Annotated in this window: 11 protein-coding genes, 3 tRNA genes and 1 pseudogene; 4 read left to right on the top strand and 11 right to left on the bottom strand. The window is 39.9% G+C overall.

Annotated elements, in window-relative coordinates:
* Positions 1-150: 150 nt before the first annotated feature.
* Together DNK84_RS08290 and DNK84_RS08285 are read left to right on the top strand one after the other, a co-directional pair.
* Positions 151-876 carry an ankyrin repeat domain-containing protein gene (locus DNK84_RS08290; RefSeq protein ID WP_119344075.1) on the top strand — a complete coding sequence of 242 codons (726 nt, stop codon included), beginning with the start codon at positions 151-153 and terminating at the stop codon, positions 874-876.
* Positions 877-879: 3 nt separating this feature from the next.
* Complete coding sequence (locus tag DNK84_RS08285) at positions 880-1,257, top strand: ankyrin repeat domain-containing protein (protein WP_119344074.1); 378 nt, start codon at positions 880-882, stop codon at positions 1,255-1,257.
* Positions 1,258-1,352: 95 nt separating this feature from the next.
* On the opposite strand, the pseudogene DNK84_RS08280 reads toward DNK84_RS08285, so the two are convergent.
* Positions 1,353-1,559: pseudogene (locus DNK84_RS08280) on the bottom strand (integrase core domain-containing protein); the annotation flags it as partial.
* Between the two features lie 256 nt (positions 1,560-1,815).
* Here DNK84_RS08280 and DNK84_RS08275 point away from each other — a divergent pair.
* Positions 1,816-2,004 (top strand): type II toxin-antitoxin system HicA family toxin, encoded by a 189-nt coding sequence (locus DNK84_RS08275; RefSeq protein WP_119344072.1) that lies wholly within the window; start codon positions 1,816-1,818, stop codon positions 2,002-2,004.
* Between the two features lie 10 nt (positions 2,005-2,014).
* A complete protein-coding gene (locus DNK84_RS08270; protein ID WP_119344071.1) occupies positions 2,015-2,446 on the top strand; it encodes a type II toxin-antitoxin system HicB family antitoxin in 432 nt (143 codons plus the stop codon).
* A gap of 133 nt (positions 2,447-2,579) precedes the next feature.
* Here the strand turns inward: DNK84_RS08270 and DNK84_RS08265 are convergent.
* The 10 genes from DNK84_RS08265 to ilvB form a co-directional block, all read right to left on the bottom strand.
* Positions 2,580-2,668 (bottom strand) — tRNA-Leu (locus DNK84_RS08265).
* 16 nt (positions 2,669-2,684) lie between these two features.
* Positions 2,685-2,758, bottom strand: a tRNA-Cys gene (locus DNK84_RS08260).
* 2 nt (positions 2,759-2,760) lie between these two features.
* Positions 2,761-2,835 (bottom strand) — tRNA-Gly (locus DNK84_RS08255).
* 163 nt (positions 2,836-2,998) lie between these two features.
* Positions 2,999-6,103, bottom strand: a complete 3,105-nt coding sequence (locus DNK84_RS08250; protein WP_162902314.1) for an efflux RND transporter permease subunit — start codon at positions 6,101-6,103, stop codon at positions 2,999-3,001.
* A complete protein-coding gene (locus tag DNK84_RS08245; RefSeq protein ID WP_119344069.1) occupies positions 6,036-7,082 on the bottom strand; it encodes an efflux RND transporter periplasmic adaptor subunit in 1,047 nt (348 codons plus the stop codon). The genes DNK84_RS08250 and DNK84_RS08245 overlap by 68 nt, the downstream gene beginning before the upstream one ends.
* Positions 7,083-7,163: 81 nt before the next feature.
* Positions 7,164-8,852: a dihydroxy-acid dehydratase gene (ilvD, locus tag DNK84_RS08240; RefSeq protein WP_119344068.1), complete on the bottom strand. Its 1,689-nt coding sequence runs from the start codon at positions 8,850-8,852 to the stop codon at positions 7,164-7,166.
* Between the two features lie 16 nt (positions 8,853-8,868).
* The gene (gene thrC, locus DNK84_RS08235; RefSeq protein WP_235826864.1) at positions 8,869-10,662 is read right to left on the bottom strand and encodes a threonine synthase; all 1,794 of its coding nucleotides are present in this window, start codon (positions 10,660-10,662) and stop codon (positions 8,869-8,871) included.
* 68 nt (positions 10,663-10,730) lie between these two features.
* Positions 10,731-11,816, bottom strand: a complete 1,086-nt coding sequence (ilvC, locus tag DNK84_RS08230) for a ketol-acid reductoisomerase (protein ID WP_119344066.1) — start codon at positions 11,814-11,816, stop codon at positions 10,731-10,733.
* A 48-nt stretch (positions 11,817-11,864) separates the two neighbouring features.
* Positions 11,865-12,182, bottom strand: coding sequence for an acetolactate synthase small subunit (locus DNK84_RS08225; protein ID WP_119344077.1), 318 nt, complete (start codon positions 12,180-12,182; stop codon positions 11,865-11,867).
* Positions 12,183-12,186: 4 nt separating this feature from the next.
* Positions 12,187-13,884, bottom strand: coding sequence for a biosynthetic-type acetolactate synthase large subunit (gene ilvB, locus DNK84_RS08220; protein WP_119344065.1), 1,698 nt, complete (start codon positions 13,882-13,884; stop codon positions 12,187-12,189).
* Between the last annotated feature and the right edge of the window lie 437 nt (positions 13,885-14,321).

Below are 14,321 nucleotides of genomic sequence, written 5' to 3'. Positions count from 1 at the left end.
GCAAAGACGATCCAGAAATGCTCAGACCACTGTTTAAAATCATTGTCCAGAAACAGGTCGCCAACAGAACAGGACGCAAAGAGCCTCGGTGCAGAAAACGCAGAACAAAGACAGATCCTCCACTAAAAAAAGCTCGAGGTTTATACAAAAGTGCGGCTTAACTTAGTGCCATTAGTTCAACTACTACTCACCAGAGATGCTGATGCTAATCTTCAGGATAATCGTGGTGACACGGCACTTATGTGGGCAGCTGAAAGTGGACATGATGATATAGTTCAACAATTGCTGGCCAGTGCTGCCGGTCCTAATCTTCAGGATAATCGTGATAAGACGGCACTCATGTATGCAGCTGGCAGAGGGCATGTGAATATAGTTGAACTATTGCTGGCCAATGGTGCTAAACCTAATTTTCGGAATAATAATAGTAACGCAGCACTCATGTTTGCAGCCCAAAATGGACATGCTAATATAGTTGAACTATTGCTGGCCAATGGTGCTAAACCTAATTTTCGGAATAATAATAGTAACGCAGCACTCATGTTTGCAGCCCAAAATGGACATGCTAATATAGTTGAGCTATTGCTGCATAATAGTGCTGATCTTGATATCCAGGGTAATTATGGTGCCACGGCACTTATGTATGCAGCTGACAGTGGACATGATAATATAGTTGAACTATTGCTGTATAGCGGTGCTGATCCTGATATCCAGGCTAATGATCGTGTCACGGCACTTATGATTGCAGCTGGCAGAGGGCATGTGGATATAGTTGAACTATTACTGGCCAGTGGTGCTAATTCTGATATCCAGAATAATAATGGTATCACGGCACTCATGTTTGCAGCTTTCAACGGATATGCTAATATAGTTAAATGATTACTGGATAGCCGTGCTAATTATGATATCCAGAATAATGATGGTGGCACGGCACTTATGTATGCAGCTGAACATGGACATGCTGATATAGTTCAACGATTACTGGCCAGTGGTGCTGATCCTGATATCCAGAATAATTATGGTAACACGGCACTTATATGTGCAGCTAAAAAAGGAAATGATAATATAGTTCAACAATTGCTGGCCAGTGCTGCTAAACCTAATCTTCGGAATAATAATGATGCCACGGCACTATCGATAGCAGAGGGAAGGGGATTTTTTGAAATCGTTGAACTGCTGCAGATCTTTTCAAAAAAAGATGATACCCTGTTTCACTCATCTCAAGATGCTGCTGAAGCTGATGAAAAGCAAGAACCTTAGCAGCATCTTTATTGAAAATAAAGTGTATAAGTTTAGAGCTGACCTGACAGTTACCTATTTTCAAACGCGATTTTTGTCAGGCTTGGTTGAGCAATTTAACCTCCTCTTACCAGTATTTTTTCTCCATCAATAAATGTTGTAATTGGTGTTCTACCACAACACACTTTCCCTTGATGAGTTCTTTGGTGATTGTAGTAGTACACCCAATAATCCAAATCTTTTTGTAATTGGTCAAGTGTTGTATAAATTTTATGAAATTCTACCTGATAAAACTCCTGCAGAATTGTTTCATGAAATCGCTTAGAACCATTAAATGTACACCAGTTAACTTATATGAGTATAGCAAACAAACCTCAGTGTACAGTATACACCTATATGCTTTATACCTTGCTTTATTTCCACGCTTAATCGGACATATACTTGTGTTATTCCTCTATCCAAAGTTGGCAATATTGATGGATAAACAAAAGCAAGAATAACATTTTTTTGTTATACTTTATTGAAACGTAATAATATAATGTTATAATATAATTTATAGCAATAAACAAAGTGATTGAAATGCCAGTTTCAGGGAAAGATGTACTAAAAAAATTGCTGAAAAATGGTTGGGCACTAAAAAGCGTCAAAGGATCCCACCACAAGCTGACTAAAAATGGTATAACTGTAATTATCCCTGTTCACCGCAATAAAGACTTAGGCAAAGGACTATTACAGAAAATTGAAAAAGACACAAAACTTAAATTTTAAGGAGCAAGACATGTTGAAGTATCCGTTTAAAATTGTCAAAATGCACGACGATGACTTTAGCTACTACGTTATAAAATGCTTAAACTACCAAGGTGGATATAGCCAAGCAGACTCCATTGAGGAAGCATTAGAAAATGCCACTGAAGTCATTGATCTTTTGCTTGAAGATGCATTAGAAAACGACAAAGTAGAACAACCAAAGCAAGCTAAAGGTGATGATATTTATATGGTCGCCCCTTCTTTAGAATACGCTATTCCAGCAATGCTAAAACAAGCAAGGCAAAAAAAAGGGATGAGTGCACCACAAGTGGCCAAAGCCTTAAATGTTCCTTATCAAAACTACTGGCGTATTGAAAAAGGGGAGCGTAAAAACTTAACGATAGGTACGCTTAAGCGTGCTGCTGCAGTCCTTGGTCTGAGTATTGATATTAATTTTATCTAATTTAAAACAAACGGGAGTATGGAAATATATTGAAATGACTATACTCTAAATAACTAAGCTCTGTTAAATCCTTATAAATAAAGGCTTAAAAGTTGTCTTGCGAAAGAGTGGAAACTTAGGAAAAATGATATTTTGGTGCCCGGGGCCGGACTCGAACCGGCACGGGAGTTAAGTCCCGAGGGATTTTAAGTCCCTTGTGTCTACCAATTTCACCACCCGGGCGTATCGACGCTTGTTCTGGAGGCTGAGACCGGAATCGAACCGGTGTCCAAGGCTTTGCAGGCCTCTGCATAACCACTTTGCTACTCAGCCGCTGGAGCGGGAAACGAGGTTCGAACTCGCGACCCCAACCTTGGCAAGGTTGTGCTCTACCGCTGAGCTATTCCCGCAGAACAGGATCAGATTATAAGGATTTGACCTGTAAAGTCAATGCCATTTCAATAGTTTTTAATGCTTTAATTGCTTGATTTGCTGAGCTGGCCAGCTCGTCGTATATTTTGAAGACAATATTGTTTTTGTTTTAATCAAATCATGTTAAAAAAACTTTAATGATTATGAATTACCTTGGCGATAGCGAACTGATTTTAATAAATGATAAGCCACTGGCACAATAAACAAAGAAAATAAAGAGCCAAGCAGTAAGCCTGCCACAATCACTATCCCAATCTGCTGGCGTGCATGCTCGCCAACCCCTGTACTATACACCAAAGGCAAAGCACCTAAAATCATAGTGGCTGAGGTCATCAAAATCGGTCTTAAACGCGTCGATGCGCCTTTGATAACTGCTTGTTTGAGAGACTCTCCTTTGGCTAAAAGCTCATTGGAGAACTGTACAATGAGCACACCATGCTTGGAAACCAATCCAACAAGCGTAATTAAACCAATATCGGTATAAATGTTTAGACTGCCACCGATAAGTTTCAAACCAAGTAGCGCACCAACCACACAAAGTGGTACTGTTAACAGAATAATAAATGGATCAAGGAAGCTTTCAAATAATGCTGCTAGCACTAAATAGATAAACAAAAGCCCCGCAATAAAAATAATAATCATGCTGTTGTTGCCTTTTAGCATGTCTTTGGCATCACCTTTAAAGGCAACACTTGTGCCAGGGAAAAGTGTTGGTGTAATCGTTTGAATTTCATTGATCACTTTACCCATTGCCGCACCTGGTGCAAGGCTTATATAAAGCTGCATGGCATTAAGTTGATTATAAGTGATCCGATAAGGAATTTTCACCACAGGCTTTATTTTCACTAACCTTGTCAACTGAACCCACGAACCATTATCTGAAGGAACATATAGATGATTTAATACATTAAAGCTACTTAAATCATGTTTTGACAGTTGTAAGATAATAGGATAGCTTTGGCCATTAACTTCGTAGTCATTGGTAAGCTGCGATCCACCAAACATGATATTTAATATCGATTGAATATTGGAAGGATCCACATCTAAAAGTGCTGCATTGGTATAATTAATCTCCATATCAAACTGCCCACTATCAGCAGCACTGCCAACACTTGCATAGGCAACATCTGGAAGTTTCATTAATACCAAGGCAAGCTTTTCTGCCTTTTTATACAACTCCTGGTAGTTATCCATCCCTAATAAATACATCTGAATATCACCAGAACCAAAGTCACCATGCCCTGACAATGGCAGCACAAAACTATTGCCTGTAATGCCTTTTGTTTCTTTAATCACGTTATTAAGCTGCGCTGATATCCGATGCGCATTTGTCACCTCATTGCTTTTTAAAATATTAAGCGACATCCCTTGTGTCTGACCATTATTGTTGTTTACAAAACCAAAAGAATGTGTAAAAACTTTTGCGCTTAAATGCGTCTCTACATCATTGAGTTTATTCATAATAAAATCAGTATTGGCATTGTTTTGCCCTTGTATATTAACACCAACTACGCCAATTGTATCATTGGGCTGCAAGGCTGTTGGCATTAAACGAAAAAGCCCAATACCTGCAATAATCAGGATAATAAAAATAGCAACAAGCCATAAACGCACACTTAATACAATATGCAATAGCTTTTGATAAAATACTTCAAATCTTTTAAAAGTCCGGGCAATGATTTTTTCATAGCGATTTTCTTTTGCCTGGCCCATGGTGTGCGCGCACATGGTTGGCGATAAAGTCAATGCTACAAATCCAGAAATCACGACACTGGCAGCCAGTGTAAAAGCAAACTCTCTAAAGAAAACGGCCGTTTTATCATCCAAAAAAGCAACCGGAATATAAACAGCCACTAATGTGACCGTCATGCCAATGATCGCAAAACCAATTTCTTTACTGCCTAAAATCGCCGCATTAAACGCATTATGGCCTTTTTGAAGATAGCGATAACAATTCTCCAACACAACGATTGCATCATCCACCACCAAGCCAACAGCAAGCACCAATGCCAATAAAGTCATCATATTAATACTAAAGCCAAGCGGCCAGATAATCACAAAAACACTAATAAGGCACACCGGGATTGTCACAATTGGCACTAAAGCTGCACGTAAACGACCTAAAAAAATCAGTGAAATCAGCGCTACAAGTATCACCGCTTCGATGATTGTCTTAATCACCTCATAAAGTGACGCTTTTAGTGAAGTGGCGACATTAAAGACAATGGAGGCCTTCATGCCTGGTGGCAATGATTTTTGTATTGAGGCAACTGCTTTTTCCACTGCATTGGCAACTGCAATAGGGTTGGCATCACTTGCCTGGGAAACGGCAACCACAACGCCAGGTTTGCCATCCACCATACTTAACATATCATTTTGCACACTGTAGCTACCAAGGTAGATTTTTGCCACTTGATTCAGATAAACCAGTTTCCCATTATGCTTTGCGATGATAAGGTTTTTGAACTTTTCAATACTGTCAAGCGCGCTGTCGACGTTGATCGTATAACTATTATTCCCTGTAATTAATTGCCCTGCAGAAACGTTTTGATTAAGCTGTTCTAACTTATCACGCACATCAACTGGCGAAATTTTCAACTGTGAAAGCGCTTTTGGATCTAATTCAATACGTAAAGCCGAGCCTTGTGAGAAGACTTGAACATCGCCCACCCCTGGGATCTGTGCTAGCTGTTTGGTGATGCTTTCATTCAAGTAAGAAGTTAGATCTGCTGCTGAACGGTTTTCATCACTAAAGCCGATAAACATCACTTGTGAGCCATCCCCTCTTTGTCTGATCTGTGGAGATTGAGCATTTTGCGGCAAATTAACACCAGCAATGTCCTGCATCACTTGAGATTGCGCCGTTAAGAATTTCTCTTGTGAAATATTGCCAAAGTTTAGTTTAATCTGACTTTGTCCTTGCATTGATGTGGCTTCGATATACTCTAAATTTTCTGTGCCAGCAATAGCTGAGACCAGCTTTTGTGTCACATCCTTTTGCACCACATCAGCGCTGGCACCTGGATAATCCGTAATAACCATTAAATGTGGTCTGAAAATACTGGGCTCAAATTGAAAGTTAACATAATGAAAGCTTAATAGGCCACATAACAATAAAATTGCATTTAAGACAAATGACAATACCGGACGCTTAATACAAATCTCAGACAGTTTCATCTTAGCTTTCCACCTTAACAGCCAAACCATCTGAGATGCTGCCATCGGCAGAAACAATGACTTTTTCACCGGCTTTTACGCCAGAGAGAATACTCACATAGCCTTTGTATAGCTGCCCGATGCTCACCGGCACAGCTTGCGCCTTGCCTTGATTAACAATATAGACGATAAATCCACCACTTTGCGCATTCAAGGAAGCCTCTGGAACAGCTAGCACCTTATTATCCTGTTTTAATACCTGTGTGACATAGGTACTCATTCCAGGAGATAGCAGGTTATCTTTATTATCAAATTGCGCACGAACAACAAAAGTCAGATTATCATTGGATACATTCGGTGCAATATAATTAACTTTTGCATGAAAAGTTTGATCTGTAAATGCATCCAGATGAAAGTTAATTTCCTGACCTATTTTAAGATCCCTGGCATAAGATTCTGATAAGGCATACTGAACCTCCAGATTACGCTTATCCACAAGGCTTACCAGTGTATCACCTGGTGAGACATAACTGCCAACAGATAAATCTGTCAGGGTTAAAAACCCCGAAAACGGTGCAATAATTTTTGTATTAGACAACTGGTATAAGGCTGCATCATATTGCGCTTTTTTCTGCAGATAATCTGCCTTTGCAGTATCTAGCTCACTTTGCGAGACGACATGATTTTCATCAAATAATGTTTTCGTGCGATCAAATTGTGCTTTTGCCGTTGTATAATCTGCCAATGCTGAGTTTACATCTGCCTGCTGTTTTGTATCATCAAGGCGCATTAAAAGCTGGCCTTCTTTTACATATTGCCCGCTTTTAAAATTAATGGATTGTACAATCCCTGCAATTTGCGATTTTAAAATCACAAGATTTGGCGCGATTAACTGGCCTGTTGCTTTAGCGGTTATTGGGATATTGTGGTAATCAACTACAGCAACTTCCACCGATGTAGGCTCAATTTTCAAAGCTTGTGGTTTGGTGGCGCTTGATAAAAATAAAAAATAAATAACAACCAATAACAAAATAAGCGTAACTACAGCAAAAATAATATGCTTTTTCATGCGTTTAAAATAAAAAAATCGCTAGTACTAGTAATTGATAAATTAGCTTATTGACGCCTGAGATTCAAGCAGACTTTTGGCTCAATTGTCTGTAACACACCCCCTTGATGCAGATGAAACGAGATTAATATATTTCTTTAATGTCCCTTTTTGGGCTTTTAACCCAGGCGCCTGCCAGTTTTGACGTCGTTTTTCCAGCTCAGCATCACTCACATTAACATCGATCGTGTTATTTATTGCATCGATTGTGATCTGATCGCCATCTTGTATTAAGGCAATTACACCACCAACTTGTGCCTCAGGGGCAATATGCCCAACAATAAATCCATGTGAACCGCCTGAAAAACGTCCATCCGTAATCAGTGCCACCTCTTTGCCTAAGCCTGCCCCCATGATTAATGAAGTCGGTTTTAACATTTCAGGCATTCCAGGCCCGCCTTTGGGTCCTTCATAACGAATAACAATCACATCACCTTTTTGAATATGTCCTGCTTTAACCGCTTCAACCATATCTTCCTCACAGTCAAACGTGCGTGCATTACCCGTAAACACTTCACCTTCTTTTCCGGTAATTTTGGCAACTGAACCCTCTTTGGCAACATTACCCGTTAATATTTGCAGATGTCCTGTTTTTTTCAAAGGGTTGTTTAATGGCCGAATAATTGGATTATCTGCTGGCAAATCTTTTACCTCAGATAAGTTTTCAGCCAGCGTTTTACCTGTTACTGTCAAACACGCTCCATGCAATAAGCCTTCTTTTAACAGCATTTTCATTACAGCAGGTGTCCCGCCGATTGCATGCAAATCAGCCATCACATATTGCCCACTTGGTTTAAAATCGGCCAACAATGGTACTTTATTGCTGATACGTTGAAAGTCTTTTAAGCTTAAATCAACATCGACAGCGTGCGCAATCGCAATCAAATGCAAAACAGCATTGGTTGACCCACCCATTGCCATAATCACCGTAATTGCATTTTCAAATGCCGCTTTTGTCATAATATCTTTAGGTCTTAAATCCAGATGCAATAAATTATTCATCACGGCTGCAGCAGAATGGCATTCTTGTATTTTTTGCGGATCGGTGGCTGGTGTTGATGAACTAAAGGGTAAGCTCATACCCATGGCTTCAATCGCGCAAGCCATCGTATTTGCCGTATACATCCCACCACAAGCACCTGCACCAGGACAGGCCTTTTGAATCGTCTCTTTGCGCTCAGCTTCCGTAATACTGCCTGATAAGCATGCACCATAACTTTGAAAAGCGCTGACGATATCCACAGGTTTGCCTCTGACTTTTCCTGCTTGAATCGTACCACCATAAATCACAAAGCCAGGCCGGTTCAAGCGACCTAATGCGATCATGCATCCTGGCATATTCTTATCACAGCCTGGAATGGCAACTAAGCCATCATACCAGTGTGCTGAGATAACTGTTTCAATAGAATCTGCAATCAAATCACGTGATTGTAATGAGTAACTCATCCCATCGGTTCCCATAGAAATGCCATCACTGACACCAATTGTATTAAATCGCATACCAACAAAGTTTTGTGACGCCATACCTTGCTTGGCAAATTGTGCCAATTGATTTAAATGCATATTACAGGTATTCCCTTCATACCAGACACTGGCAATACCTATTTGTGGCTTTTGCATATCTGCCTCTGTCAGGCCTGTACCATAAAGCATTGCTTGTGAGGCGCCTTGCGTTTTATCCTCTGTTAGCACCCGGCTATAACGATTAAGCTTTGGTTTAAGTTCTTCCACAAAAGCTCCTTAAAAATTAATAAATATTATAAGCATCAATAAAGGCCTCAACAGACGCCTGAATAATATCTGGCGAAATTGCCTTGCCCACCGAGCTTTTCCCTTCTTTTAGCATCTTAAGCTCAACATATACAACGGCATCAGCCCCTTGACCTCGAATTTGTACCTTGTAATCGGTAAGCTGGTAGTTAACCTCGCTTGGGCAGGCTTTACACAAGGCTTGAATAATCGCATCAACAGGGCCCACTCCCTGGTTTGATGCATAATAAAGCTGGCCATCTAGAGATACCGTGACTTCGGCTTTAGCAATTTTATCCTGGGCCGTTGATACATTAAATGAGATGACCTTCAAGCTATCTAAATTTTCATGGTCAACCATTTCTCTGGCATCTTGCACAATATCCTGCAGATCAGACACATAAATCGACTTGCCCTTTGCTAAAAAACGCTTTATTAATGCTTGGGCTTTTTGCGCAAAACTTTCATCATAGTGATCACCAAATAATTCGTTTAACTTCTCTTTCACCTGTGAAACCGTTGGTTCATCAGCAAAGATTACCGTATTTTGCTCAAAAAAGAGCATAGACTTGTTTTCAAAGAATCGACTGTTATATAATTTGTCAAAATCTGCTTCATTAGGATAGATAATCGGTGGCTGGATGGCAGATTTTAAAACGACGTTGGGGTCTTTCAGTCCTTCTCCAGATAACACACAAACAATTCTTTTCCCTTTGGGTAATAAGCCCTGCTCATGCTGTTTAAACAAATGTGCAACCGTTGCCGCTGATGCACTTTCAACAAATAAGCCTTCTTGTGTGGATAACGCATATTGTGCTTTAAGCATCTCAACATCACTGACAGAAACCGCCTGGCCACCTGTTTGATAAATCGCCTCTAATGCCTTATCACCATCGATCGGATAAGGTACCGCAATAGCCGTTGCAATCGTATCTGCATACAAAAGTGGCTCGATCGTTGTCTTTTTTGCTTCATAGGCTTTAACCAATGAATTTGCACCGGCTGCCTGGACACCTGTCAAGCTTGGTATATTGTCAATTAACCCTAAAGCCTGATATTCACTAAAGCCTTTAGCATAAGCGGTGATATTTGTTCCGCATCCAACTGGAACAACAACTTCATCTGGCACTTGAAACAGCATCTGATCAATGATTTCAAAGCCTGCTGTTTTTTGTCCTTCAACACGAAAAGCATAATCCCCTGCTAAGAAAAACTTCTTGGACTTGGCAATCTTATATGCCAAATCTACCGCGTCATTATAGCTGCCTTTTACTTGAATGATCTTACCGCCAAAAGAGATCACCTGTGCAAGTTTTGACATCGACACCCCTTCAGGCACAATGATAAAACATGGCATTTTTGCCGCGGCTGCATAACAAGAACAAGATGCGGCCATATTCCCAGTTGATGCTAACACAACCCCCTTAGCACCCATTTCTTTTGCCAAGGTAATATCAACAGCAGAGCCTCGATCTTTAAAAGAGCCCGTTGGATTTTTACCCTCTACTTTGAAATAAAGCTCAATGCCTAATTGCTTGCCAATGACCTTACTCTTAACTAAAGGTGTTGCTGTTTCTCGCAAAGAGACAAAATTTGCCGGATGTTTAATTGGCATTAAAGGCAAATACTTTGATAAGCAAGGTGTCGCCGTAACAAAGTAATCCAAATTAATTTTATGCCTGATATGATCAAGGTCCATTTGCACCTGCCAGGGTGTGTTTTCACCAGCAAATACAAAATCATCGGTTGTAACAATTTCTTTCGTTTTAAAATCTAATAACTGATACATCATTTACTACCTGAAGCTCATACCCCTGCCAATAAAAATCACATATATTGGCAGAGGTAATATTTTAAAAATTATGCATTCACGACATCTTCTTTTTGTGCTTTTTGCATTTGTTCACGATCAGGTCTTAAGCTTCTAACCGCACGCCCTGCCTGCCAGATTTCTTTGTTGTGCATTTCATCAAGCTCTTTTTGTAGCTCACTACGGTAGTTTTCCTGACTGTTTTTATCGATAGTGCGTTTTGCTTCATTGCCATTTTTAACTTCATTATAAAGCTCATTAAATACCTCAAAGGTAGCGGCTTTAAACTTAGGCGCCCAATCTAAAGCCCCACGTTGTGCTGTTGTAGAACAATTTGCATACATCCAATCCATGCCATTTTCACCAACCAAAGGCACAAGACTTTGTGTTAATTCTTCAACGGTTTCATTAAAAGCCTCACTTGGTGAATGTCCGTGTGCACGTAACACTTCATATTGCGCTTCAATAATACCTGCTAATGCACCCATCAAGACACCACGCTCACCGGTTAAATCACTGTAGACTTCTTTTTCAAAGCTTGTCTCAAACAAATAGCCGGATCCCACACCAATACCATAAGCAAGTGTTTTCTCAAGGGCCTTGCCTGTAGCATTCTGGAAGATAGCATAGCTTGAATTTATGCCTTTTTTATCTAAAAATAACTTTCTAACACTTCGTCCAGAACCTTTAGGTGCCACCAAAGCCACATCAATATCAGCTGGCGGGATAATATTCGTTTTATCCTTATAGGTAACACCAAAGCCATGTGAAAACATTAAAAGTTTCCCTTGGGTCAAGTGTTTTTCAATGCGTGGCCATAAAGCAATTTGTCCAGCATCTGAAAGAAGGTTGCTGATTATCGTCCCTTTTTGGCAAGCCTCATCAATATCAAAAAGCGTGCTACCAGGCTGCCAGCCATCATCCAAAGCCTTTTGCCAAGAGGGAGAGTTTTGGCGCTGCCCTATGATAACATTAAACCCATTATCTCTAAGGTTAAGCGCTTGTGCTGGGCCTTGAACACCGTAACCGATAACTGCAATTACGTCATTTTGTAAGACTTCTTTGGCTTTTTGCAGTGGAAATTCCTTTTGTGTCACAACGGTTTCTTCAACTTGGCCAAACATCATTTTACCCATTTTATCCTCCTAAGTGTGTTTATGGATCGTTTTTTTTAATACCAAAGGCTAGGCAACCTTCAGTGACTTTTCTTTATTTTCTTTTTCTTCGTCTTCTTTATGTGCACTACCATTAATTGGAATCTGATTGGCAATCTGGATATCAATAACCTCTATCACCTTTGCCAGTTGTTTGATGACTTTATGGATTTTTTCTTCATGACTGTGTAATACGAGATTAAAATGCGATATGCCTTTATTTGCTGTTTCACAAACATTCATCTGCTCGATATTTATCCGATGGCGCGAAAAAATTGAGGCAATTCGCTGCAAAACACAAAGTGTGTTTTCTGTCGTCATTGAAATAAAATATATCCTATCGTTCATCATCCTATCCTCCCATGGTTAATTTTGTATCACTGATTGAAGCGCCAGCTGGCACCATCGGAAACACGTTTTCTTGTTGTTCAACAATAATTTCTAATAGATACGACGTATTTGATTCCAACAAGTCAGTTAATGCCTGATCTAATGCTTCGCGCTTTTCAATGCGCTTTGCTTTAATATCATAAGCCTCAGCAACCTTGACAAAATCTGGTGAACTAATCGATGTAAATGAATAACGCTTGTCAAAAAACATCTCTTGCCATTGTCTGACCATACCTAAATAACTGTTATTTAAAATAATGATCTTCAAGGCAATGCCTTCTTGTTTTAATACCGCAAGCTCCTGAATATTCATTTGAAATCCACCATCACCGGCAATTGCAATTACTTGTTTTTTATCCCCCACGCCAAGCTTGGCACCGATAGCAGCAGGCAAGGCAAACCCCATGGTGCCCAAACCACCTGAGGTGATATGATTGCTTGTTTGTTCAAATTGATAATAACGCGCTGCGATCATTTGATGTTGGCCAACATCGGTGACGATAATCGCCTGACCATGGGTTTTTTGAGAGAGTTTCGCAATAACTTCAGCCATTTTAAGCTTGCCTGAAGTAGGGCTTATTTCACTTTTAATTACCGTTTCAAACTCTTTTTGATATGCCTTATCAAACGCATGGTGCCAATCATGATGTGATGTTTTTTTAACATAAGGTATCAAAACTTTTAATGCTTCTTTGGCATCGGCGTGAATACCAATATCTGCCTTAACATTTTTATTAATCTCTGCATAATCGATATCAATATGAATCACTTTTGCATACGGTAAATAACACGCCAGTTTTCCCGTGATGCGATCATCAAATCGCATACCAACTGCAATCACAACATCAGCCTCATTGCATAAAACATTAGCTGCATAATTACCGTGCATTCCAAGCATACCCTTATATAGTCGGTGCGTTGTTGAGAATGTAGATAAGCCAAGCAATGTACTGACAACAGGAATATCAGATTTCTCAGCCAATGCCAATAAGGCTTCTTGCGCCTTTGAAATCATCACCCCGTGACCGGCGATAAGAATAGGTTTTTTTGCCGCATTAATAATCTCTGACGCTTTATGGATCTGATCCATATCGATCATTGGTTTATGCAGCCATTTACCCTTGGTGCTAGGCTCAGCCTTAACATAGTCCATTAAACCCACTTGCGCATCCTTGGTAATATCGATTAGAACAGGTCCTGGTCGCCCACTTTGGGCAATCTCAAAAGCCTTTTTAAAAACAAAAGGAATTTCATTTGGATCCGTAATCTGATAATTCCATTTTGTTGCCGTAACCGTCATGCCAATAATATCAGCTTCTTGAAAGGCGTCTGTACCCAAAAGCTGGCTAAAAACCTGTCCTGTAATACATACAACAGGAATGGAATCAATTAAGGCATCAGTAATCCCGGTAATAAGGTTTGTCGCACCTGGGCCTGAAGTTGCAATTGCAACACCAACTTTTCTTGTGGCTCTGGCATAGCCTACCGCACCATGAATAGCCGCTTGTTCATGACGCACCAGGACATGATTCAGTCGATCCTGATGTTGATATAGTGCATCATAGGTTGGCATAATCGCACCACCTGGATAACCAAATAGACACTCGATTTTTTCATCAATAAGTGCTGTCACAACTGCTTCAGCGCCACTCATTTGCATTTGACAACTCCTTGCGTTTTTTTATTTATTTACGCTTTTTCAAGCACCTTTTTAACCGCAAAAAAAACCCGCCTCTTCTTTGGGAAGATGCGGGTTTTCTGATGGCTTTTGCTTTTTTACACTACAGCCTCGCACCTTCCGTTCGTCTAATGACGACCAGAATAATAATCAGGATCAGGCTGACTACATTGGTGCGAAGTTTCATAATATCCAATAACTCCTTTAGAGTTTGTTGATTAATTTCAAAAGCTAATTATTAAGCTATCAACAGTTACAGCAAAAGACAACCTTGTTTTTAAATTTTTTACAAAAATTTTTTAGATTGGTGTGATGATAATGTGATATGAGAATTTTCGTGTAAGTGTAAGGAAGTGGAATTATTCAAGTGGGTAATATACCTGATATTGCTATTTCAGGGCTGACACCCATTTTGCAAT

Origin of the sequence: Facilibium subflavum (assembly GCF_003574485.1) — a bacterium.
GTDB classification, from domain to species: Bacteria; Pseudomonadota; Gammaproteobacteria; order Francisellales; family Francisellaceae; genus Facilibium; species Facilibium subflavum.
This window is presented reverse-complemented; position numbering and strand designations above follow the sequence as displayed.

Coding starts and splice junctions, on each gene's coding strand:
- ilvB (WP_119344065.1), bottom strand. CDS start 13,884: ATGCAAATGAGTGGCGCTGAAGCAGTTGTGACAGCACTTATTGATGAA.
- DNK84_RS08245 (WP_119344069.1), bottom strand. CDS start 7,082: ATGAAAAAGCATATTATTTTTGCTGTAGTTACGCTTATTTTGTTATTG.
- thrC (WP_235826864.1), bottom strand. CDS start 10,662: ATGATGTATCAGTTATTAGATTTTAAAACGAAAGAAATTGTTACAACC.
- DNK84_RS08270 (WP_119344071.1), top strand. CDS start 2,015: ATGTTGAAGTATCCGTTTAAAATTGTCAAAATGCACGACGATGACTTT.
- ilvC (WP_119344066.1), bottom strand. CDS start 11,816: ATGGGTAAAATGATGTTTGGCCAAGTTGAAGAAACCGTTGTGACACAA.
- DNK84_RS08275 (WP_119344072.1), top strand. CDS start 1,816: ATGCCAGTTTCAGGGAAAGATGTACTAAAAAAATTGCTGAAAAATGGT.
- DNK84_RS08225 (WP_119344077.1), bottom strand. CDS start 12,182: ATGAACGATAGGATATATTTTATTTCAATGACGACAGAAAACACACTT.